Origin of the sequence: Rhizobium sp. FKY42 (assembly GCF_005222835.1) — a bacterium.
Classification (GTDB): Bacteria; Pseudomonadota; Alphaproteobacteria; order Rhizobiales; family Rhizobiaceae; genus Neorhizobium.
Genome location: NZ_STGA01000008.1, coordinates 15,640 through 35,393, shown reverse-complemented (window position 1 = coordinate 35,393; position 19,754 = coordinate 15,640). Strand labels below are relative to the sequence as shown.

At 57.4% G+C, this 19,754-nt stretch carries 21 protein-coding genes; 12 read left to right on the top strand and 9 right to left on the bottom strand.

Translation table 11 applies throughout. The annotated features are described in order from the left end of the window. Positions 1-69: 69 nt before the first annotated feature. From E8M78_RS04270 to E8M78_RS04260, 3 genes are all read left to right on the top strand, one after another. Entirely contained in the window at positions 70-1,353 is a 1,284-nt protein-coding gene (locus E8M78_RS04270) for a M23 family metallopeptidase (RefSeq protein WP_246658217.1), read from the top strand. Positions 1,354-1,530: 177 nt separating this feature from the next. Next, on the top strand, positions 1,531-3,030 hold the full coding sequence (locus E8M78_RS04265; RefSeq protein ID WP_137133881.1) for a DEAD/DEAH box helicase: 1,500 nt from the start codon (positions 1,531-1,533) through the stop codon (positions 3,028-3,030). A gap of 8 nt (positions 3,031-3,038) precedes the next feature. Then, positions 3,039-3,452 (top strand): NUDIX domain-containing protein, encoded by a 414-nt coding sequence (locus E8M78_RS04260; RefSeq protein WP_137133880.1) that lies wholly within the window; start codon positions 3,039-3,041, stop codon positions 3,450-3,452. Between the two features lie 8 nt (positions 3,453-3,460). Here the strand turns inward: E8M78_RS04260 and E8M78_RS04255 are convergent, their stop codons facing one another. From E8M78_RS04255 to E8M78_RS04225, 7 genes are read right to left on the bottom strand one after another with little or no spacing between them, the layout of a single operon-like run. Continuing rightward, positions 3,461-3,784 (bottom strand): TfoX/Sxy family protein, encoded by a 324-nt coding sequence (locus E8M78_RS04255; protein ID WP_137133879.1) that lies wholly within the window; start codon positions 3,782-3,784, stop codon positions 3,461-3,463. A 6-nt stretch (positions 3,785-3,790) separates the two neighbouring features. Next, complete coding sequence (locus E8M78_RS04250; RefSeq protein WP_137133878.1) at positions 3,791-5,422, bottom strand: molybdopterin-binding/glycosyltransferase family 2 protein; 1,632 nt, start codon at positions 5,420-5,422, stop codon at positions 3,791-3,793. Then, positions 5,419-6,117, bottom strand: a complete 699-nt coding sequence (locus tag E8M78_RS04245; RefSeq protein WP_137133877.1) for an XdhC family protein — start codon at positions 6,115-6,117, stop codon at positions 5,419-5,421. The genes E8M78_RS04250 and E8M78_RS04245 overlap by 4 nt, the downstream gene beginning before the upstream one ends. Next, the gene (locus tag E8M78_RS04240) at positions 6,117-6,440 is read right to left on the bottom strand and encodes an XdhC family protein (protein ID WP_137133876.1); all 324 of its coding nucleotides are present in this window, start codon (positions 6,438-6,440) and stop codon (positions 6,117-6,119) included. The genes E8M78_RS04245 and E8M78_RS04240 overlap by 1 nt, the downstream gene beginning before the upstream one ends. Further along, positions 6,421-7,698: a VWA domain-containing protein gene (locus E8M78_RS04235; protein WP_137133875.1), complete on the bottom strand. Its 1,278-nt coding sequence runs from the start codon at positions 7,696-7,698 to the stop codon at positions 6,421-6,423. Before E8M78_RS04235 ends, E8M78_RS04240 begins: the two co-directional genes overlap by 20 nt. Positions 7,699-7,701: 3 nt before the next feature. Next, positions 7,702-8,631: a MoxR family ATPase gene (locus E8M78_RS04230; RefSeq protein ID WP_137133874.1), complete on the bottom strand. Its 930-nt coding sequence runs from the start codon at positions 8,629-8,631 to the stop codon at positions 7,702-7,704. Between the two features lie 26 nt (positions 8,632-8,657). After that, positions 8,658-9,107 carry a flavin reductase family protein gene (locus E8M78_RS04225; protein ID WP_137134001.1) on the bottom strand — a complete coding sequence of 150 codons (450 nt, stop codon included), beginning with the start codon at positions 9,105-9,107 and terminating at the stop codon, positions 8,658-8,660. 202 nt (positions 9,108-9,309) lie between these two features. On the opposite strand from E8M78_RS04225, the gene E8M78_RS04220 reads away from it, so the two are divergent. The 4 genes from E8M78_RS04220 (at position 9,310) to purB (ending at position 13,028) form a co-directional block, all read left to right on the top strand. Further along, complete coding sequence (locus tag E8M78_RS04220) at positions 9,310-10,398, top strand: branched-chain amino acid ABC transporter substrate-binding protein (protein ID WP_170973313.1); 1,089 nt, start codon at positions 9,310-9,312, stop codon at positions 10,396-10,398. Positions 10,399-10,479: 81 nt separating this feature from the next. Next, positions 10,480-11,148, top strand: coding sequence for a ribulose-phosphate 3-epimerase (rpe, locus tag E8M78_RS04215; RefSeq protein ID WP_137133872.1), 669 nt, complete (start codon positions 10,480-10,482; stop codon positions 11,146-11,148). A gap of 7 nt (positions 11,149-11,155) precedes the next feature. Further along, on the top strand, positions 11,156-11,665 hold the full coding sequence (locus tag E8M78_RS04210) for a hypothetical protein (RefSeq protein WP_137133871.1): 510 nt from the start codon (positions 11,156-11,158) through the stop codon (positions 11,663-11,665). A gap of 61 nt (positions 11,666-11,726) precedes the next feature. Next, positions 11,727-13,028 (top strand): adenylosuccinate lyase, encoded by a 1,302-nt coding sequence (gene purB / locus E8M78_RS04205; protein ID WP_137133870.1) that lies wholly within the window; start codon positions 11,727-11,729, stop codon positions 13,026-13,028. 53 nt (positions 13,029-13,081) lie between these two features. On the opposite strand, the gene E8M78_RS04200 is transcribed toward purB, so the two are convergent. Further along, the gene (locus E8M78_RS04200) at positions 13,082-14,737 is read right to left on the bottom strand and encodes a tannase/feruloyl esterase family alpha/beta hydrolase (RefSeq protein WP_137133869.1); all 1,656 of its coding nucleotides are present in this window, start codon (positions 14,735-14,737) and stop codon (positions 13,082-13,084) included. 140 nt (positions 14,738-14,877) lie between these two features. Between E8M78_RS04200 and E8M78_RS04195 the strand changes: the two genes are divergently transcribed. Beyond that, positions 14,878-15,432, top strand: coding sequence for an alpha/beta hydrolase (locus tag E8M78_RS04195; RefSeq protein WP_137133868.1), 555 nt, complete (start codon positions 14,878-14,880; stop codon positions 15,430-15,432). Between the two features lie 116 nt (positions 15,433-15,548). Beyond that, complete coding sequence (locus E8M78_RS04190; RefSeq protein WP_137133867.1) at positions 15,549-17,315, top strand: diguanylate cyclase; 1,767 nt, start codon at positions 15,549-15,551, stop codon at positions 17,313-17,315. A gap of 49 nt (positions 17,316-17,364) precedes the next feature. Here E8M78_RS04190 and E8M78_RS04185 read toward each other — a convergent pair whose 3' ends face one another. Next, a complete protein-coding gene (locus E8M78_RS04185; RefSeq protein WP_170973312.1) occupies positions 17,365-17,676 on the bottom strand; it encodes a DUF1476 domain-containing protein in 312 nt (103 codons plus the stop codon). 237 nt (positions 17,677-17,913) lie between these two features. On the opposite strand from E8M78_RS04185, the gene purC reads away from it, so the two are divergent. From purC to purQ, 3 genes are all read left to right on the top strand, one after another. Further along, on the top strand, positions 17,914-18,678 hold the full coding sequence (gene purC, locus E8M78_RS04180; protein ID WP_062554317.1) for a phosphoribosylaminoimidazolesuccinocarboxamide synthase: 765 nt from the start codon (positions 17,914-17,916) through the stop codon (positions 18,676-18,678). An 18-nt stretch (positions 18,679-18,696) separates the two neighbouring features. Then, entirely contained in the window at positions 18,697-18,939 is a 243-nt protein-coding gene (gene purS, locus E8M78_RS04175) for a phosphoribosylformylglycinamidine synthase subunit PurS (RefSeq protein WP_137133865.1), read from the top strand. A gap of 123 nt (positions 18,940-19,062) precedes the next feature. Then, positions 19,063-19,737, top strand: coding sequence for a phosphoribosylformylglycinamidine synthase subunit PurQ (purQ, locus tag E8M78_RS04170; protein WP_137133864.1), 675 nt, complete (start codon positions 19,063-19,065; stop codon positions 19,735-19,737). The last annotated feature ends 17 nt before the right edge of the window (positions 19,738-19,754 follow it).

The following is a 19,754-nucleotide window of genomic DNA, read 5'->3' as shown; positions in this document are numbered from 1 at the left end:
CCACCCGTTAACCCTAACAGGATGTAATCACGACAGTTAGGAGCGAGCGATTCACGGCAGGAGAACGACGTGGCGAAGGGTGACGGACACCGCATCTTTGGCAAGCAGCCGACTGAACACGTTCTTATCCTCGCCTCCGGCGATCGCGTCCGGCATATGACGATCCGCCCTTGGATGACGGCATGCTGCATTACTTTCGCAGCGCTGCTCACCACCGCCTATCTCGGCGCCACGACCTATCTTGTACTGCGCGATGACCTGATCGGAGCAGCGATGGCCCGTCAGGCTCGTATCCAATACGACTACGAAGATCGCATTTCGGCACTCCGGGCGCAGCTTGATCGCATTACCTCCCGGCAGCTCCTTGATCAGCAGGTTGTCGAACAGAAGGTAGAGCAACTGCTTGAGCAACAAAATGCGCTGTTTTCCCGCCATGGAAAGCTTGGCAGCCTTCTCCAGCGCGCGGAGGAGTCGGGCATTGCTGTGCCGGACGCACCAGCTTCCGCGCTCCAGCCAGAACTGAAGGAAAAGCAAACCAGCGTGACCGGCGGCCTCAAGGCAATCGATCGCCTGCTGGCACAGGATGGAAAAGCCGCTTCCGGAGCGAAGCCGGGCGGAGTAGCGCTTCAGTCGGGCAGCATCGCTGATCGTGCAGACCGCGTATTTTCCAAAGTCACTTTGTCCCTGAAGAACATCGAGCAGGAACAACTTCGCCGGATACGCAGCCTCGCGGACGATGCCTATCGCACCGCCGATGCCATGGCGACGATCATGCGCCGTACTGGCGTGGATGTGCCGGATGCAGCGTCTGGAAAGCAGGCTGGCATGGGCGGCCCCTTCGTCGAACCCCTTGGAATCAACAGGTTCGAGACGTCACTTACCGATCTGGATACAGCCCTCAATCGTCTGGATGCGGTGCGAGAGGCAGCGCAGAAGCTTCCCTTCGGCAATCCGGCACCTGGCCGGGAAATCACGAGCGGCTTCGGTAATCGCATCGATCCGTTTCTCGGAAGACTAGCGCTGCACGCAGGCGTGGATTTTCAGGCCGATACGGGCGCGAGCGTGAAATCGACCGGCGCAGGCGAAGTTATTGCGGCTGGCATGAGCGGTGGCTATGGCAACATGGTCGAGATCGATCACGGTCAGGGTATCACAACACGCTACGGCCATATGTCCAGCATCCTCGTGTCCGTAGGCGATAGGGTCGAGGCAGGTTCGGTGATCGGACGGGCAGGAAGCACTGGCCGCTCCACGGGCCCTCACGTCCACTATGAAGTTCGCCGTGATGGCGACGCCGTGGACCCGATGCGCTTTCTCAATGCAGGTCTCAAGCTCACCACTTACATGAACTAAGCTCGGATTTCGTCAAGATCGCTCAAAAACACTTGTTAATTTACCATTTACGCTTGGTATCCGGGCAGTTTTCTTGACTTTGTCACACTTTGCGCTTATCTCGCGGCCATCATCGGACGCAAAGCGGTTCCGATTCACCTGAGTTCCTCGCGAACCTGAACGGAAATTGTTTTCTCATTGACCACATTTGCTGATCTTGGCCTGAGCCAGAAAGTCCTCTCTGCTGTAACCGACGCGGGTTACACGATCCCGACGCCTATCCAGGCGGGCGCCATCCCGCATGCTTTGCAGCGCCGTGATATCTGCGGAATTGCGCAGACCGGGACCGGCAAGACGGCCTCCTTCGTGCTACCGATGTTGACCCTTCTGGAAAAGGGACGCGCTCGTGCCCGTATGCCGCGGACGCTCATTCTGGAACCAACACGCGAGTTGGCAGCCCAGGTCGCAGAGAATTTTGAGAAATACGGCAAGAACCACAAGCTCAACGTGGCTCTCCTGATTGGTGGCGTATCGTTTGAAGAGCAGGATCGCAAGCTCGAGCGTGGTGCGGACGTTCTCATCTGCACACCGGGCCGGTTGCTTGATCATTGCGAGCGCGGCAAACTGCTGATGACCGGCGTCGAAGTCTTCGTTATCGATGAAGCCGACCGCATGCTGGACATGGGCTTCATTCCGGATATCGAGCGGATCGCCAAGATGATACCGTTCACGCGCCAGACCCTTTTCTTCTCGGCCACCATGCCGCCGGAAATCCAGAAGCTGGCTGACCGTTTCCTTCAGAACCCGGAACGTATCGAGGTCGCCCCGCCATCCTCCACGGCAAAAACAGTTACTCAGCGTCTCGTTGCATCCCACAACAAGGATTATGAGAAGCGGGCAAAGCTGCGCGACCTCATCCGTGCGCAGGATGATCTGAAGAACGCCATCATCTTCTGCAACCGCAAGAAAGATGTGGCCGATCTGTTCCGTTCGCTGGATCGTCACGGCTTTTCAGTCGGCGCCCTCCACGGGGATATGGACCAACGGTCCCGCACCACGATGCTCGCGAACTTCAAGGACAACAATATCACGCTGCTGGTCGCTTCGGATGTTGCCGCGCGAGGCCTCGACATTCCCGATGTCGGTCACGTGTTCAACTTCGACGTTCCGATCCACGCCGAAGACTATGTCCACCGCATTGGTCGTACGGGCCGCGCCGGTCGCTCGGGCCGCGCCTTTACGCTCGTGACCAAAGCGGATGCAAAATATGTAGACGCCATCGAGAAACTGATTGGTCAGGAAATCGAATGGCACGAAGGTGATCTGTCCGCCTTGCCGGCTCCGATGGAAAGCCATGACAATGATCGCGGTAAAAAAGGCCGTGATCGTGACAAGGACCGGAGTCGCGGAAAACGCGGTTCGGGTACCAAGACAGAGGCTCGCACTCAGGAAGAGTCTCCGAAGAGCAACGTGGCAGCAACACCTGAAGCAAGGACAGAAAGCGTGAACGCAGAACAGGCCAAGATCGACAATCGCCGCAGCAACCAGGGCCGCAACAGCCGTCCTTACCCGGCGAACGACGATAATCAGAGCCGCCGCCGCAGCCACCACCGCGACCATGATGATGGCCCGACACCGGTTGGCTTTGGCGATGACATTCCGGCATTCATGCTGATCGTCGCAAACGCCAAGGGCTGATCCAGCCCATGACATTGCGCCCTGGCTTGGATTTTCCGGGCGTTGGTACAGGATTGGTCATCCGCAATGCGGATGGCCATATTCTTTTGTACAAACGCCTTCGTGCGCCTGAAGCCGGTTTCTGGAACATTGTCGGCGGCAAGGTCGATCACCTTGAGCATTCCGCTGACGCTGCCCGCCGAGAGGCGGAAGAGGAAACCGGATTGACAATCCGTTCCGTCGATTTTCTGTGTCTGTCGGAGCAGATCATCCAAGCAGACCGGCAGCATTGGGTATCGGTGATTTACCAGACGAATGACTTTACTGGTGAACCGCGACTGACTGAGCCGGACAAGCTCTCGGAATTCGGCTGGTTCGCCTTGGACGACATGCCCGAGCCGCTCTCCGCATTTACACGGGACGCAATTCAATTCCTGAAGTGAGCCGCTCGCTACTTCCTGGCCGTCCTGAAACCTGCCTCGCAGGCTAGCCGCGCCCATTTTGCCATCTCGTCGGGATCATCCAGCGCCTCATCCGGTACTGACCAATAAGGCATGAGCACAGGCTTGCCCTTCTTGCCTTCATAGGTCCATTGCCGTGCTCCGGCGGCGCTAAACAAAGGCGCAGTGTGCTCATCTGCCTTGAGAAGAATTTCGTCGCGAAGTTCCAGCGCAACGATAACGCCGTCGCGGTAAATTCCTTTGCCGCCGAACATGCGTCGGATCGAAATCGGCAAGACCGCCTCGAACATTTCCTCGATCGCCTCGTTATCCATCACGATCTATCCCCTCAAAATACCGCCAGCCTGCTCGACAGCCTCTGGAGTGTCGACATCAAGATGGGCAGAGGCACCAAGCTCCACGTCAATGATCGGCAGGCCGCAAGTCTCGATGACATGCCGCGCGCCCACATCTCCCTCCAGCAGTTCAAGTTCATCGAAGGTCGCGCGTGGCAAAATAACGGGATTGCCGCGCTTGCCGGAAGCAACCGCACGTACAATGGCGCGGCCTTCCGCCTTAACGAAGGCATCGGCCAGAGCCTTGAGATCGTCGCTCATGATACCCGGCATGTCTGCCAGGACAACCATCAGGCCATCGCACCGCTGACGGAACGCGGTTGAAAGCCCGCACTTGATCGAGCTCGCCATCCCCGTTTCGAATAAATCGTTACGCAGGATTTCGACATCGAGTCCCTCAAGTGCACCGCCAACATCGACAGCGCGATAGCCTGTTACAACCGCAACAGGGCCGATATCGGCCTCAACCGCCCGTTCTGCCATTCTTCGAACCAGTGGAACGCCTTCAAATTCTGCGAGCAGTTTGTGCCCTGCCCCAGCCATGCGCCGCGCCTGACCTGCCGCAAGCAGCAACACCCTCAGCTGCAGTTTCTGCGCATGGCCTGCAAGCTCTCTGGGTTGCGGTCGACTGGGTATTTCCATAAGCAGACCTCCTACGCCAAGCCCGGATAGATCATACGAGCTCGGCGGTTGGCCTGCGAGTATTCGATCCAGGACCCAATCGAAACCGTTTTCTTTGGGCGAACGTGCGCACCCAGGCGCAACGATAATGGCTGTGTCAGCCATATGGCCGAGAACCAGCAAATTACCCGGATCGACCGGCAAGCCAACGTGATCGACCTTACCGCCTGCCAACCGCATCGCGTTCGGAAGCACATCTTCGGCATCACAGACAGCCGAAGCTCCGAACAGAATGATCATGCGTGGTCCGCTGCCGTCGAACTCCCGTTCAGCGTCATGGATGGCACGCGCGACAGCGTTCTCTTCGTGGACCACCCGCCTTTCAGAAACGATGACGCTGCCGGACGGTGCCAGACGTCGTCGCAGAACCTGCACGGTCTTGTCGAGAACTGATGGCTTTACCGAAGCCAGTTGCGTCTGAATAAGAGCAACGGAATGTGGTTGGAAGGCATGGACGGTAACCGCGTCGGCAAGAGCGAGAATCTCGGCTGCCTGATCCACGAGACGCTTGCTGACACCCAGCGGTATGATCTTGACTGTCGCGACCATATCGCCATCCGCGACCCGACTGAAGTCCTTCAGGCACGCCAATGTGATTGCCGGATCAACGCGATTGAAACGATCCACGAGCTGTTTATCAGCGCGGAACAGACCGTTACGGGTCGCGTAGACATTAACCCGTCCGGTCGCCGCCGGAGAAAGCCTGAGACCTTCTTTTGGCAGCAGCTGCGCGAGTTGTTCCGCGGCCTCGTCCTCTGTCAGATCGTCATTGTCCAGACGGGCGACGATCACCTGCTCCACACCGTGATCTCGAAGCGCCTCGATATCGCGGGCTGACAGACGCCTGCCTTTTTGCAGCTTGCCGGTCGCAACCATCATGCTGTGTGCGAGAATTGCTCCCTGCGCATCTTCAACCGCCACAGAACCGAACTTCATGCGCCTTGCTCTAAAATCGGGCGCCGACGAAAGGCCTGCACGATCTCCGCCATGATAGCGAGCGCAATCTCCTCCGGGCTGGACGCACCAATATCAAGACCGATAGGCGCACGGATTGATGAGATGTCTTCGTCGCTGAACCCCGCCTCCTTCAATCGCTCAATGCGCTTGGCATGGGTCTTTCGGCTACCGAGCGCACCCACATAGAAGCATCGGCTGCGCAAAGCTTCGGCGAGCGGATAATCATCGATTTTCGGGTCATGAGTCACGGCCACAAGCGCCGTATAGGCGTCGAGCCCGCGATCCTTCAACACATCCTCCGGCCAGTCGACGATCAGGTCGACACCTTGAAAACGCTCGGGTGTCGCAAATGCCGTGCGGGGGTCGATGATCGTCAGATCGAAATTCATCATTGGCGCCAGACGCGCCAGCGCCTGTGTAATGTGTACGGCACCGATCGCCACAATGCGCGGCGGCGGCAGGTAGACATTCAGGAAAACCTGACCTCCATCCATCTCCGCCAAACTGGATTTCCCCGTTTGCATGGCTTTACCCACCACATCGCGCAGACCGTTCGGCACCGGCTGACCTTCGGTAAAAACCGCGGTCGAACCCGCAGCCAGATCCGTGACGATGACCACGGCCCGGCGTGCCTGCCGCGCTGCATTGACCTGTTTGAGGACATCGAGCTGCATCAGTTGAGCTTCTCCACATAGACGCGGATGCGCCCACCGCAGGAAAGGCCGACGCGCCATGCCGTTTCGTCCGCCACTCCAAATTCCAGCAGCTTTGGCGTCCCCGCTTCAAGCACATCGAGTGCCTCGGTAATCACAGCCCCCTCGACACAGCCACCGGAGACCGAACCCTCGAAATTACCATTGGCATCGATGATGAGGTGGCTGCCAACGGGACGCGGCGCGGAACCCCATGTTTCGATGACGGTCGCAATCGCCACATCGCGACCTTCCGCTTTCCAGGTTTCGGCTAGAGAGAGAGGATCAAGGGATACGGCTGACATGCTGGTGGTTCCTTTCCAGGAAGCGGCGAGGATCATGGCTCTGGTCGAAACCCTGTCCGTTGAGTGCGTCTGCAAGATCGCTGATAGAGCTTATATTGTGCGCCGCCCTCAATTCGTCCACATGCGGCAACATGGCACGCACGCCTTTGGCCTTAGCCTCGAAGCCGTCGAAGCGAAGCAAAGGATTGAGCCAGATAAGACGGCGAGCGCTTCGATGCAGCCTGTCTAGTTGTCTAGACAACTCACCCACATCATCCCGCTCCAAACCGTCAGTGATCAGCAAGACGACGGCGCCACCGCTCATGACGCGGCGGCTCCAATCCTTGTTGAACCGGGTAAGCGCCGGCCCTATCCGCGTTCCCCCGGACCAGTCGGACACAGAGGCGGTGCAGGCAGCCAGAGCCTCATCGGGGTCGCGTTGCTTCAGGCTCCGGGTCACGTTTGTCAAACGCGTACCAAACAGAAAGACGTGCATCCGCCTGCGGCGTTCCATCAGCGCATGGCAAAAATGCAGGAAGATGCGTGTGTATTGGCTCATGGACCCCGAGATGTCCGCCAGCACGACCAAAGGCGGCTCGCGCCGTCGCGCCGTCTTGAACTTTGGCAGCAGCAGGTCGCCCCCGCTTCGCATAGCGTGACGCAGTGTGGCGCGCGCATCGATCCTGCGGGGTGGCAGACTGGGCTTGAACCGACGGGTCGCCACCGTCTGCAACGGCATGACGAGCCCGGATATGACATGGCGGGCTCGTTTCAGTTCCGCGGCATTCATCTGCGCGAAATCCATCTTCCGCAGCACCTCGGAATGAGAGGCGGTGAAACGGGCATCCGTCTCGATTTCTTCTCGAACCTCCTGCTTCGCCGGTCTCTGTCTATTGGCTGTGAGCGCGTCGCTTACCCTGGCGGCAGCAGGTTTTGGTTTTTCCTTCTCGCTATGATCGGCAATCTTGGGCGACATCATCTGGATCATCTTTTCCACCAGATCGCGGCGACGCCAGAAGATGCCGAATGCTTCTTCAAAGACCGGGATATCCTCGCGACGCTTCACAAAGACCGCCGCGAGTACAGCTTTGAGCTCCTGTCGTGATCCAAGTCCGATTGTCTGGACCGCTTCCACCGCATCAATCGTAGATTGAGGGGACGTCTTCAGCCCTGCCCGCCGCAGAACACGGGTAAAATGGGCAATGTTTTCAGCAAGCCTCCCGTCTCCCATCGGTAGCGGAGGCAATATCGCACCGTCGCTGCCATTCGGGCCAAGCATCGCTCAACCCGCAGCCAGCAGTTCGGCCTTCACTTCAGAAAGAAGCCTCGCGCCTTCCCCCTCCTTCATACGTGCGATGTCATCCTGGTACTTGAGCAGCGTTCCAAGCGTATCGGCGATCGTTTCAGGATCCAGCGCAATCCGATCGAGTTCCGTCAGGGCTGTCGCCCAGTCGATCGTCTCGGCGATACCGGGATTCTTGAACAGATCGACCGTCCTCAGCTTCTGAACGTAAGCAACAACCTCACGCGACAAGGCTTCCGAAGCCTGAGGCAGCTTGCGACGCAGAATGGCGAGTTCTTGCTCAGCGTCCGGATAATCGACCCAGTGATAAAGGCAGCGCCGCTTCAGGGCGTCATGAATCTCGCGGGTGCGGTTGGTAGTGATGATGACGATTGGCGGCTCGCTTGCCTTGATCGTGCCGAGTTCGGGAATGGTCACCTGAAAATCGGAGAGAACTTCCAGAAGAAACGCTTCAAACGCCTCGTCAGTGCGGTCGAGTTCATCGATCAGAAAAACCGGAGCAACCTCCCCTGGCTGCGCCAAAGCCTGCAGCACCGGTCGACGGATCAGATGGCGCTCGGAATAGAGGCTCGATTCGATTCTTTCACGATCATCCAGCCCAGCCGCCTCTGACAGACGAATATCCAGCATCTGTGCGGGATAGTTCCATTCGTAAACGGCGGAGGAAACATCAAGCCCTTCGTAGCACTGCATGCGAATGAGTGGACGTTTCAGCCCTTTTGCCAAGGCCTTGGCGATCTCGGTCTTGCCGACGCCCGCCTCCCCCTCCAGAAACAGTGGGCGCTTCATCCGTAACGCCAGAAACACCACAGTCGCAAGGCTGCGTCCTGCCAGATAATTTTGCCCCTCCAGAAGGCTGATTGTCTCCTCGATCGATGACGGCTTAGGTGTCGCGGTAGTCTCCGGCATGGTTCCTCCCCATGTTTCAGATGATGCTACAGCGAGTGGAACGCACGGTCCAGATAGATCAAGGGAGGGTTGGGAGGTCCAAGATGCAAGCCGACGACGGTGCCGATCATGACGAAATGGGTCGCGATGCGGCGCACCTCCACCAGACGGCAATCGAAAGCCGCGAGTGCATCCGAAAGGACCGGTGCACCTGTGGTAAGCGCCATCCAGTCGCCCAGCGCGAATCTCTGGTCGTTCGGCAGGTTCTCGAAACCGGCAAGCGCCCGCGCCAGGGATTGATGGTGAACGGCAAGCGTATTGAGAACGAAGCGCCCGCTCTTTTCAAAGATCTCGTTTTTGGCATTGTCTGCATTCAGGCAAGCCAACACTGTTGCGGGACTATCAGAGATCGAGCAAGCTGCCGTCGCAGTCACGCCACGCCGCACTCCTTCCCATTCAGTCGTGACGGCCTGAACATGACCGGCATATCGCGCCATGCCATCCCGGTAGCGTACAGGATCGATCGCTTCAGCGGCCAGTCTTTCGGAAATATCCACACATCTTCTCCCCGGCCGGTGGCCGTGTGACTTCTGGCATATGGATAACCTGCTTGCAGTTTTCCACGCAATGCCAACACGTGAGTTGAAGTTAATACGCAAAACTCTTTGACGCGCCTTGCTGAACGGATAAATGTCACTCATGCGCCACTCTTCCGTTATCCGTTCCAGTGCTATTCTGTCTGCGGCTCTTTGCGCGGTGCTTGCGCAACCGGCCTCGGCAGCGGTTATCGGCGTCGTAGCTCCGACGTCCGGACCCTACGTTCGACTGGGTGAACAGATCCGGCATGGAGCAAGTGCGGCGGTCGGCGATGGCAACCAGATCGTCGTGGTGCCGGAAACATGCGAGCCCGGCAGCGGCAAACAGGTCGCGGAGCAGCTGAAGACACAGGGCGTCAGCATCGCCATCGGCTTTCTCTGCGTCGAGACCCTGACAGATGCGCTGCCTGCACTAAAAGGTACCGGGATGCCTGCAATCACGGTCTCCGTTCGCTCGCGTATTCTATCGGAAGACGCGCAACGCCACGGCTGGTCGTTCTTTCGCGTTGCGCCCGCGGAGGGCCAGGAAGCCGCAGCCATATCGGACATTATCCTGGGGCGATGGCAGAACCAGCCGATAGCCCTCATTGACGACGGCACGATCTACGCGCGTGATTTGATCGCCGCGGTGCGCAGCCGGATAGAGGCCGGGGGCATCAAGCCGGTTTTCGTCGATACATTCCGGCCCGGTCAGGAACAACAGCTTTCTCTCGTCCGCAGATTGGCCAAGGCCGGTGCAGCGCGGGTCATCGTCGGGGGAGATCGGACAGACATTGCCGTTATGGCGAGAGACGCGGAAAAGGACGGGGCGAAGCTGACATTCGTCGGTGGTGATGTGATGCGCGCCGCCAACAGGCCCGTCAGTCTTCCGGAAGGTGTTATGGCCGTTGCACTTCCCGATTTCAGCAAGGAAGTCGATGCCGATGGCGCCGTTTCAATCCTGCGCGTCGCGGGGATTGATCCCGATGGTTACACGCTTCCTGCCTATGCAGCTGTACAGGTTGCGGAAAAGGCACTTGCTGCAGCGCGCCAGGGAAACCTCTCCCTGACAGATGCATTGCGAAGAGAGACCGTTGCCAGCGTCATCGGCCCGATCGACTTCACTGAGAATGGCGAACTCAAGCAGAACCTGTTCCAATTGCAAAGCTGGCGGACAAACGGCTGGGCGCTGGAGGCCGCTCAGACAGAGTAATTGCACCATGTAAAATCCGGCGATTGTGCCGATGCTGCTTGGATGTTAGAGGCGCGGCAAAGTTTACTCTGGAGGATCCTGATGTCTGCCCCTGTTCTTATCGCTCCCTCAGTTCTGGCTGCCGATTTTTCCAAACTTGGTCAGGAGGTGCGTGACGTCGTGGCAGCAGGCGCCGACTGGATCCATCTCGATGTCATGGACGGGCACTTCGTACCCAATATTTCCTTCGGTCCGGATGTCATCAAGTCGCTACGCCCGCACACGGATGCCTATTTCGATTGTCACTTGATGATTGCGCCCGCTGACCCTTATCTGGAAGCCTTCGCGAAGGCCGGTTGCGACAGCATCACCGTTCACGCAGAAGCCAGCCCGCACCTGCACCGTTCGCTGCAGACCATTCGCGGTCTTGGCAAGAAGGTCGGCGTCACCCTCAATCCGGCAACTCCACTGTCTGTGCTGGAAAACGTGCTGGACGATGTGGACTTGATCCTTATCATGAGTGTCAATCCTGGCTTCGGCGGACAGAAATTCATTCCGGCGATGAACGAGAAGATCCGTGCCGCGCGCGCTTTGATTGGCAACCGTCCGATCGACATCCAGGTTGATGGCGGCATTACAGCGGAGACGATCGGTGCAGCCACGAAGGCTGGCGCCAATGTCTTCGTTGCGGGTTCTGCAGTGTTCAAGGGCAATAGCGTCGAGAGCTATTCTGCCAACATTTCCGCCCTGCGGTCGGCTGCTGGAGCATAAGAAGAACATGACGAAGGCTGACGCAAACCGAAAGCCGCGCGCCAGCCTCATCTCATCGACGGTGACCAACCTCGGCTTCGCACTGTTGTGGGGGGCCTGCTGTTCTGCCCTCATAGCATGGCACATGTTTACCCTGGAGCGCTTTGAGGGCTTCCACCTCTCAGACCTCATTGTTCTCTATGGCATCGGCGCATCATTCGGCTGGCTTGTTTCCGCCTTTGGTCTCTACGGGGTGCGGCGGCTGGTCTGGAGAAACTGGCTGCTCTACCTGTTGGCGGTAACGCTGCTCGGCGCAACCACTGTCGCGATCACCTCGGGCCTCTTCGCACTCCAATATCGCAGTTTCTATGCCCAATGGCACGAGCATGCATTTACCCGGATCTGGATACTTCAGTTCCTGTTCACATCGGCATCTGCCGTGTACCAGTTTCTTGTTATCGGTCTTCGTTACTATTTTCCGGTGGGATTGCCCCTTTTACTTGGTGCAGCGGCCATTCTTGTTCGCTCTGTGCGTTGAGATTGCCTGTCGCCTTTGGTAAAGCGGGCCAACTTTTGACAGCCGTAAGGAACGAGCTTCGATGATCCCGCGCTATTCCCGGCCAGAGATGGTCGCCATCTGGTCCCCTGAAACCAAGTTTCGCATCTGGTTCGAAATCGAGGCTCATGCCTGTGATGCTCTGGCAGATCTCGGCGTGATCCCCAAGGAGTCCGCCAGGACAATCTGGGAAAAAGGTGGCGCTGCCGAATTCAACGTCGCTCGTATCGATGAGATCGAAGCCGTTACCAAGCACGATGTCATCGCCTTTTTGACGCACCTCGCTGAATTCATAGGCCCGGACAGCCGCTTCGTCCATCAGGGCATGACCTCGTCAGACGTTCTGGACACGACGCTGAACATCCAACTCGTTCGCGCGGCAGATCTTCTGATTGCCGATATGGACCGGGTATTGGCTGCCCTCAAGACCCGCGCCTTCGAGCACAAGGATACCATCCGCATCGGCCGCAGCCATGGCATTCATGCGGAACCGACGACCATGGGCCTCACCTTCGCGCGCTTCTATGCCGAGATGGATCGCAACCGTGCGCGTCTCGTCAACGCGCGCGCTGAGATCGCAACGGGTGCGATTTCAGGCGCCGTTGGCACCTTCGCCAATATCGATCCGCGCGTGGAAGAACATGTCTGTGCAAAGCTTGGCCTGACACCGGAGCCGGTCTCCACGCAGGTCATCCCGCGTGACCGTCATGCCATGTTCTTCGCCACACTCGGCGTGATTGCCTCCTCTATCGAAAATGTCGCGATTGAAATTCGCCACATGCAGCGCACGGAAGTGCTGGAAGCGGAAGAGTTCTTCTCGCCGGGCCAGAAGGGTTCGTCCGCCATGCCGCACAAGCGCAACCCCGTTTTGACCGAAAACCTGACCGGCCTTGCCCGTCTGGTGCGCATGGCCGTCACACCCGCGATGGAAAACGTTGCCCTCTGGCATGAGCGCGATATCAGCCACTCCTCTGTTGAACGTGGCATCGGTCCCGATACGACTATCACGCTGGACTTTGCACTGAACCGCCTTGCCGGAGTAATCGAGAAGCTGGTCATCTATCCGGAGAACATGTTGAAGAATCTCAACAAGTTCCGCGGATTGGTTCATTCCCAGCGTGTATTGCTTGCTCTTACGCAAGCTGGCGTCTCGCGCGAAGATTCCTATCGCCTCGTGCAGCGCAATGCGATGAAGGTTTGGGAAAAGGGCGCCGACTTCCTGGAAGAACTGCTGGCAGATACGGAAGTGCGTGCAGCACTCTCCGAAGAAGCCATTCGGGAAAAGTTCGACCTCGGATATCACACCAAGCACGTCGACACGATCTTCATACGCGTATTCGGTTAAGATCACGCATTGATCAGCCGGGGCACAACCCCGGCTGAATTTTTACCTATCCATCATTTGCAGATGTAACGGGCCTCATCTTTGGCATCGGTATTGCCAGATGCCGCAGTCAAGCCTGGATAGGGGCAGTAGAGATACTTCGACCCGGCCAGATGCGCTGCTTCCTTGTTTCCGGGCGTGACACCCGCAGCAACACTCTCGGGCTTTTTCCCCTGCTCCACCCACGCCACCAGCGGCGAGAAGAAATCAAAGTCGTCGTAGGATGGCCCACCAGCGCCATGGGGCATGCCGGGAATTCGGTATAGACGGGCGAATTCGGAGGCTTTGCCGCCGTTGTTCTGGTCGAGTTTCTTGTACCAGTTCACGGTATCAACGACCGAGAACACCGGATCCGCATTTCCGTGGAACACGATCATCTTGTGCCCCGCATCCCTGAAGGCCTTCAGGTCTGGGTTGTCGGACCCCGGCGGGATCATGAATTGCACCGAGGACTCCGTGAAGGTCGCATCCGATGCGAAGATTTTCGGGGCGTCCTTGTCAAAATCGAATTTGAGCAAAAATTGCTGCAGTTCATCTGGAGTGCCGCCGACCTTCACAGGGGGTGTGGTAAAGATCTGTGCCAGCGAAGAAGCACCCTGAACACCGATGATAGGCTTGCGACCCCACGCATCGTTTCCGCTCTCGATTTTCCAGCCGCGCCAGTTGTTGGAAGCCATGCCAGGATCCCAGGTCCAGGAACTATAGAGATTTTCACCTTTGCTGTTCTTCGGCCCGCCCTGAATTTTTACCAGTGCGGCAACCTGCGCAGGCGTCAGGCACTCCTTGTCGCCTTCCTTGGCGCATTGAAGCGCCTGCGGCTTGAACACTGTCTCGCAGGCATCTGCATTCGAAACGATGCCGTCCTTCACGCCGTCAGTCATATCGCACGCTGCGAGAATACCTTTGGCCAGAAGGTTCATGTCGTCTCGGGAAAAGGCCTTGGAAATGTCGGAGTTCAGGCCAGCCCATGTCTGCACGTCCCAGGCATGCTGGATCGCTGCCTTCGGCAAATTCAATCCAGGATATCCGGCGAGCAGACCGTCAAAGGCCGCAGGCATGCGGGACGCGGCAACCAATGCATGCCGTCCGCCGTTGGATGAACCCATGCCATAGGCAAAGGCCACAGGCTTTCCGTAATACTTCTCGACCGCCGCCCGCGCCAACGGTTGCAGCGTGGCAACCGCGCCGTAACCGTAATCAATGCGTGCTTGTGGATCAAAGCCGAAAGCAGCTCCACCAGCGATTCCCCGTTCCGCATACGCCTTTCCGTCATGGCCTGCATCACTGGAAACCACCGCATAGCCGCGAGATAGTGCCGTCTGTTTCTTGTCTCCGCCCATGACAGGGCCGAGGGCTGGAACCACGGTCCCATCATTGCCGCCGTTGAACTGGTGAACGAAACGTCCGTTCCAGGTGTCTGGCAGTCGCAGCTCGAAACGGATCGCATAGCTCTTGCCGTCTACACCTGTTCGCTGTCCGGTCGAGCCACGAACGATGCAATGCGCAACTGGCACCTCTTCGGTCGCAAGTGTCGCAACTGCCTCTGTTACGCTGAAGCCTGCCACAAAGCTCTCCCCCTTCGGCAGGTCTGCACAAGTCAAAGCATAGGCGGCATCAGTTGCAGCCAAAACTGTCAGGCAGGACGCACTCATGAAAATGACTGACTTCATACTTTCCTCCTCGAAGTGTGAGCTTCATTCCCAACAAGAGGCTAACATAACAATTTCATCCGGAACAGTAATAAATTAAAACAAAAAACGTCTCCGATCCGGACTTGACGCATCCGCTCGTCAGTCGCAATTAAGGGGCCATGAAAGCATCAGACGCAGATATTCTTATTGTTCCCGGCTACACGAATTCCGGGCCAGAACATTGGCAAACCCGATGGCAAAGCCGACTGCAGACGGCGCGGCGCGTGGAACAGGCCGAATGGTCGAAGCCCGTTCGCGCGGACTGGGTTGCGCGCATTGTCGAGGAAGTGAATTCCGCAACGCGTCCGGTCGTGATTGTAGCCCATTCGCTAGGCGTTCCGACGGCCATTCATGCGATTCCTCATTTCCGCAAGAAGGTCGCGGGCGCCTTTCTCGTTGCACCGCCCGATGTTACCAATCCGGAGATCCGTCCGAAGCATCTGATGACATTCGGACCCTACCCTCGCGATCCTCTGCCGTTCCCATCGCTAACGATTGCAAGCCGCAACGACCCGTTCGGCAGCTACGATCATGCTGACGACATCAGCAATGCCTGGGGTTCGCTGCTGATCGATGCCGGTGAGTCGGGCCATATCAACGCGGAGTCGGGTCACGGTCCCTGGCCGGAAGGTACGATGGTTTTTGCCAAGTTTCTGGCGAACCTGAAGCCCTGACAGATGCCGCATTCGCGCCTTTCGCATTTACAACCAAGGATACGCGTTACGTTAAGAGACGCTTAATACGCACTTGCTAACGTTTGTAAAAGCATCGACGCAATGGCTGGCTGCGGATGAAACCTGAAACGATGGCCGTTTCTCCTAAACAGGGGGAATTGGCCGCATATATCACCTGCATCGATACTCTTCCTCTGCCAACAGCTGTTGTTGAGCCGGGAGCCGGTCGCTTCGTTCACGCGAATCAGGCTTTCAAACAGCAGTGGGTTGCACGCAGTGTCTCGGATCTGACCTCTCTCATCCATAGCGACGATCTTGTCAGTGTTTCGACACTGCTTGCGGAGAGGCCGGCAGAAACTTCATCCGAAACCACGCGCTCGACACTGATTCGCGTTCCGATGAACGACGGGAGCATTCGATGGGCGAAAGCCTTCGTCAGCCCGTTTCGACTTGATCTGGCACCGAATGCAACCTTGCTTATGGTGCAACTTGTCGATTTCACCGACGACAAACTCATGGTCGATGATCTCGTCGCACGCGAAACGCGTTGGAACAGCGCGCTTGTCAGTTCGGAATCCGGCGTCTGGGACCACGATTATCGGGCAGGTCGCAAGTATTATTCGCCAATCTGGCGGTGGATCCGCGGACTTTCGCCTGGCGATCCCCTGCCCGCCTCCAAAGAAGCCTGGCTCAATCTGGTTCATCCGGACGACCGCGCCTTCACGCTTCATGCCATGGAGCGCCAGGAGGCCGGAGATCCCGCTTTCCAGGTCTTCGAATACCGCGAGCGTCACAAGGACGGCCACTGGGTATGGATTGAATGTCGCGGCGCCTGCATTGATCGTGACGAAAATGGACGCGCCATGCGCGTCGTCGGCACAGACAACGACATCACGCAACGTAAGGACGCCGAACACCGTGCCGCCAAAGTTGCGCGCCGCCTCGAGATGGCGCTCGCCATTTCCGGCGTGGGCGTCTTCGAAGCGGATTTGACGGCCGGCGAAGTGGACTGGGATGTCCGCATGTTCGAAATCTTCGGGGTTCCCAAAGGCGAGAAGATTCGTCTCGGCGTGACATGGGAGAGCTTTCTCCACCCGGAGGATCGGGAGCGCGTGCTGGCCAATGTCATCGCGCATGACGGCCGAGAGGGGTGCTTTTGGGATCGCTATCGAGTCACTCTTGCGGGTGGCGAAGAGCGCATCATCAAGAGCTGCAGCATGACGTTTACCGACGTTGATGGTCATTTGAAGCTGGTTGGCGCCAATTGGGACGTCACGAATGACGTTCTGCTGCAGCAGGAACTGGAAAGAGCAAAAAGCCTCGCCGAGGCGCGCAATGCAGAGCTGGAAGCAACGCGCGATCAGATCGAGCACAATGCACTTCACGATTATCTGACGGGACTGCCAAACCGTCGCTATCTGGATCTGGCGCTGGATCAGTTGTCGAAAAGCTGCAGCCTTAAAAATCGCAGCCTCGGTCTGCTACATATTGATCTTGATGGCTTCAAGCAGATCAATGATGGCTTCGGCCACAGTGTGGGTGATGCAGTCCTCTACCACGTCGCGGGAGAGTTGCGGCAAATTGCGGGCGCGAGAAACTTCGTCGCGCGAGCAGGCGGCGATGAGTTCGTAGTACTCGTGCCCTTTGCGGGAACAACCGACAGACTTTCCATACTGGCGGACAGGATCATTACGGCGATGAGCAAGCCTTATAGATATGGAGACACGCTTTGCCACTTCGGTGCCAGCATCGGCGTGGCCTACGCATCAGGCCCATCCATCAACGGTCATCAGATTTTGCTTGATGCGGACACGGCGCTCTACGAGGCCAAGCACAGCGGCAAGGGACGCCATGCAGTGTTCGACGCAGCGGTATATCGCTGACGTAGAATCGGAAGCCGAGGCAACGTTCCCATTGCCTCGGACATGTTTGTCAGCTGCGCATCTCATCAAGGATTTCGATCAGGAGTGCATGCATGCGCGATGTGATTTCGTCTTCATTCAAAACGACATTGGCAGCAGTAAAGTCTTGCCGCAATCTGTCGATAAGCTGAACATCAGTGGGATGCTCGACACCCCATTCCGCAAGATTGGTTGCATAGCCCAAAGGATCCTGCGCCCCCATGGTTTCTGCCGCCCAAAGGCCGATCAGCTTGTTTCGTCGCGCTTCCGCGCGAAAAAGCCAAGTCTGTTCCTGGGTATATTTCATTTCGAGCGCTTGCGCGCGGTCACGCATCGTAATCATCAACATCCCCTGTTTCAGCCCTTCGTTCAAAAGCGAATTATTGAAGGCTGATGGAATGATGCACACCAATATTTGCGGAAGCGTGTAACGGCACGGTGAATAAATGCTTCCAATTGACGATCAACAGAACGGTTCTCCATCCACGCGCATTGTGAAACGAGACAATTTCCGTTATGGGACCGCTCAATCCTATTCCACAGCGCATCACAATGCGCACGAACAACGAGACAAGATGTCATGAACCGTCGCCGCCGTATTTACGAAGGCAAGGCTAAGATCCTTTATGAAGGCCCGGAACCGGGCACGCTGATTCAGTTCTTCAAGGACGATGCCACCGCCTTCAATAAGAAGAAGCATGAGGTGATCGATGGCAAGGGTGTGCTCAACAATCGTATTTCAGAGTATATCTTTACCCATCTGAACAAGATTGGCATCCCTACCCATTTCATCCGCCGCCTCAACATGCGTGAGCAGTTGATCCGCGAAGTGGAAATCATTCCACTAGAGATCGTTGTCCGCAATGTCGCGGCCGGATCACTGTCGGAGCGACTGGGCATCGAGGAAGGCACTGTCCTGCCCCGTTCGATCATCGAGTTCTACTACAAGTCCGATGCCCTTGCAGATCCCATGGTTTCCGAAGAGCACATCACTGCTTTCGGATGGGCAAATCCTGCGGAACTGGACGACATCATGGCTCTTGCCATTCGCGTCAACGACTTCCTGTCCGGTCTCTTCCTTGGTGTTGGCATCCAGCTGATCGATTTCAAGATCGAATGCGGACGCCTGTTCGAAGGCGACATGATGCGCATCATTCTGGCAGATGAGATTTCGCCGGACAGCTGCCGTCTCTGGGACATCGAAACCAGGGAGAAAATGGATAAGGATCGCTTCCGCCGGGATCTGGGCGGCCTTCTGGAGGCCTATTCCGAAGTTGCGCGCCGTCTGGGAATCATCAACGAAAACGAGCCGATCCGCGGAACGGGTCCGGTTCTCGTACAGTAAGCCGTCAGGGAGCAAGCAGTGATCAAGGCACGTGTTACCGTCACTTTGAAGAACGGTGTTCTGGACCCGCAGGGCAAGGCCATTGAAGGTGCGCTCGGAAGCCTCGGTTTCGAAGGTGTAAATCAGGTTCGGCAGGGCAAGGTATTCGATCTCGAGGTCGAAACCGGCGATCGTGCGAAGGCCGAAGAACAAATCAAAGCCATGTGCGACAAGCTTCTGGCCAACACTGTAATCGAGAACTACTCGATCAGCCTGGTCTGATACAATCGTCGGGCGGTTTCGATCGCGCCGAGAGAATTTTGTGCGGGCTTCAGTCAATGACAGCCCGCACCACGGAAATTTTCAGAAAACCGCTTCTGCGCGAAGCCTGTTGAGGTCAAGCCCATGAAATCCGCCGTCGTTCAATTGCCCGGTCTGAACCGCGACCGTGACATGATTGCAGCTCTCACGCGCATCTCCGGTCAGGCACCAGTCGCCGTATGGCAAACAGAAACGGATATCCCGGATGTGGATCTAATCGTCATTCCCGGCGGCTTCTCCTACGGCGACTATCTGCGCTGCGGGGCGATCGCGGCACGCATGCCCGTCATGGAAGCCATCCGTCGCAAGGCTGAAGCTGGCGTAAAGGTACTGGGCGTCTGCAACGGCTTTCAGATCCTTGTCGAGGCTGGCATGCTCCCCGGCGCACTGATGCGCAACGCGTCCCTGAAGTTTGTCTGCAAGGAAATCAAGCTTGAGGTCGTCAATGCCGATACGGATTTCACGCGCGCCTACGAGACGGGCCAGATCATCCGCTGCCCGGTAGCCCACCATGATGGCAACTATTTCGTGGAAAGCGAAACACTCAAGTCACTCGAAGACAACAATCAGATTGTCTTCCGCTATGCCGAAGGCACCAACCCCAACGGCTCTCTGTCGGATATCGCTGGCGTCGTGAACAAGCGGGGCAATGTGCTTGGCATGATGCCACACCCGGAAAATCTCATCGAAGCCGCCCATGGTGGCAATGATGGACGCGGCATCTTCGCCTCGGCGCTCGAAGTCGTCGCGGCCGCCTGATCAACCGCCAGGAATAT

What these genes read in the sequence shown, in the direction of transcription:
- E8M78_RS04245 (WP_137133877.1), bottom strand. Translation starts at nt 6,117, where the DNA reads ATGCAGCTCGATGTCCTCAAACAGGTCAATGCAGCGCGGCAGGCACGC.
- E8M78_RS04255 (WP_137133879.1), bottom strand. Translation starts at nt 3,784, where the DNA reads ATGGATAACGAGGCGATCGAGGAAATGTTCGAGGCGGTCTTGCCGATT.
- purC (WP_062554317.1), top strand. Translation starts at nt 17,914, where the DNA reads ATGAACCGTCGCCGCCGTATTTACGAAGGCAAGGCTAAGATCCTTTAT.
- E8M78_RS04185 (WP_170973312.1), bottom strand. Translation starts at nt 17,676, where the DNA reads ATGATTACGATGCGTGACCGCGCGCAAGCGCTCGAAATGAAATATACC.
- E8M78_RS04195 (WP_137133868.1), top strand. Translation starts at nt 14,878, where the DNA reads ATGAAAGCATCAGACGCAGATATTCTTATTGTTCCCGGCTACACGAAT.
- purB (WP_137133870.1), top strand. Translation starts at nt 11,727, where the DNA reads ATGATCCCGCGCTATTCCCGGCCAGAGATGGTCGCCATCTGGTCCCCT.
- purQ (WP_137133864.1), top strand. Translation starts at nt 19,063, where the DNA reads ATGAAATCCGCCGTCGTTCAATTGCCCGGTCTGAACCGCGACCGTGAC.
- E8M78_RS04220 (WP_170973313.1), top strand. Translation starts at nt 9,310, where the DNA reads ATGCGCCACTCTTCCGTTATCCGTTCCAGTGCTATTCTGTCTGCGGCT.
- E8M78_RS04230 (WP_137133874.1), bottom strand. Translation starts at nt 8,631, where the DNA reads ATGCCGGAGACTACCGCGACACCTAAGCCGTCATCGATCGAGGAGACA.
- E8M78_RS04260 (WP_137133880.1), top strand. Translation starts at nt 3,039, where the DNA reads ATGACATTGCGCCCTGGCTTGGATTTTCCGGGCGTTGGTACAGGATTG.
- E8M78_RS04235 (WP_137133875.1), bottom strand. Translation starts at nt 7,698, where the DNA reads ATGCTTGGCCCGAATGGCAGCGACGGTGCGATATTGCCTCCGCTACCG.
- E8M78_RS04240 (WP_137133876.1), bottom strand. Translation starts at nt 6,440, where the DNA reads ATGTCAGCCGTATCCCTTGATCCTCTCTCTCTAGCCGAAACCTGGAAA.
- E8M78_RS04225 (WP_137134001.1), bottom strand. Translation starts at nt 9,107, where the DNA reads ATGGCGCGATATGCCGGTCATGTTCAGGCCGTCACGACTGAATGGGAA.
- E8M78_RS04210 (WP_137133871.1), top strand. Translation starts at nt 11,156, where the DNA reads ATGACGAAGGCTGACGCAAACCGAAAGCCGCGCGCCAGCCTCATCTCA.
- E8M78_RS04200 (WP_137133869.1), bottom strand. Translation starts at nt 14,737, where the DNA reads ATGAAGTCAGTCATTTTCATGAGTGCGTCCTGCCTGACAGTTTTGGCT.
- E8M78_RS04250 (WP_137133878.1), bottom strand. Translation starts at nt 5,422, where the DNA reads ATGAAGTTCGGTTCTGTGGCGGTTGAAGATGCGCAGGGAGCAATTCTC.
- E8M78_RS04190 (WP_137133867.1), top strand. Translation starts at nt 15,549, where the DNA reads ATGAAACCTGAAACGATGGCCGTTTCTCCTAAACAGGGGGAATTGGCC.
- rpe (WP_137133872.1), top strand. Translation starts at nt 10,480, where the DNA reads ATGTCTGCCCCTGTTCTTATCGCTCCCTCAGTTCTGGCTGCCGATTTT.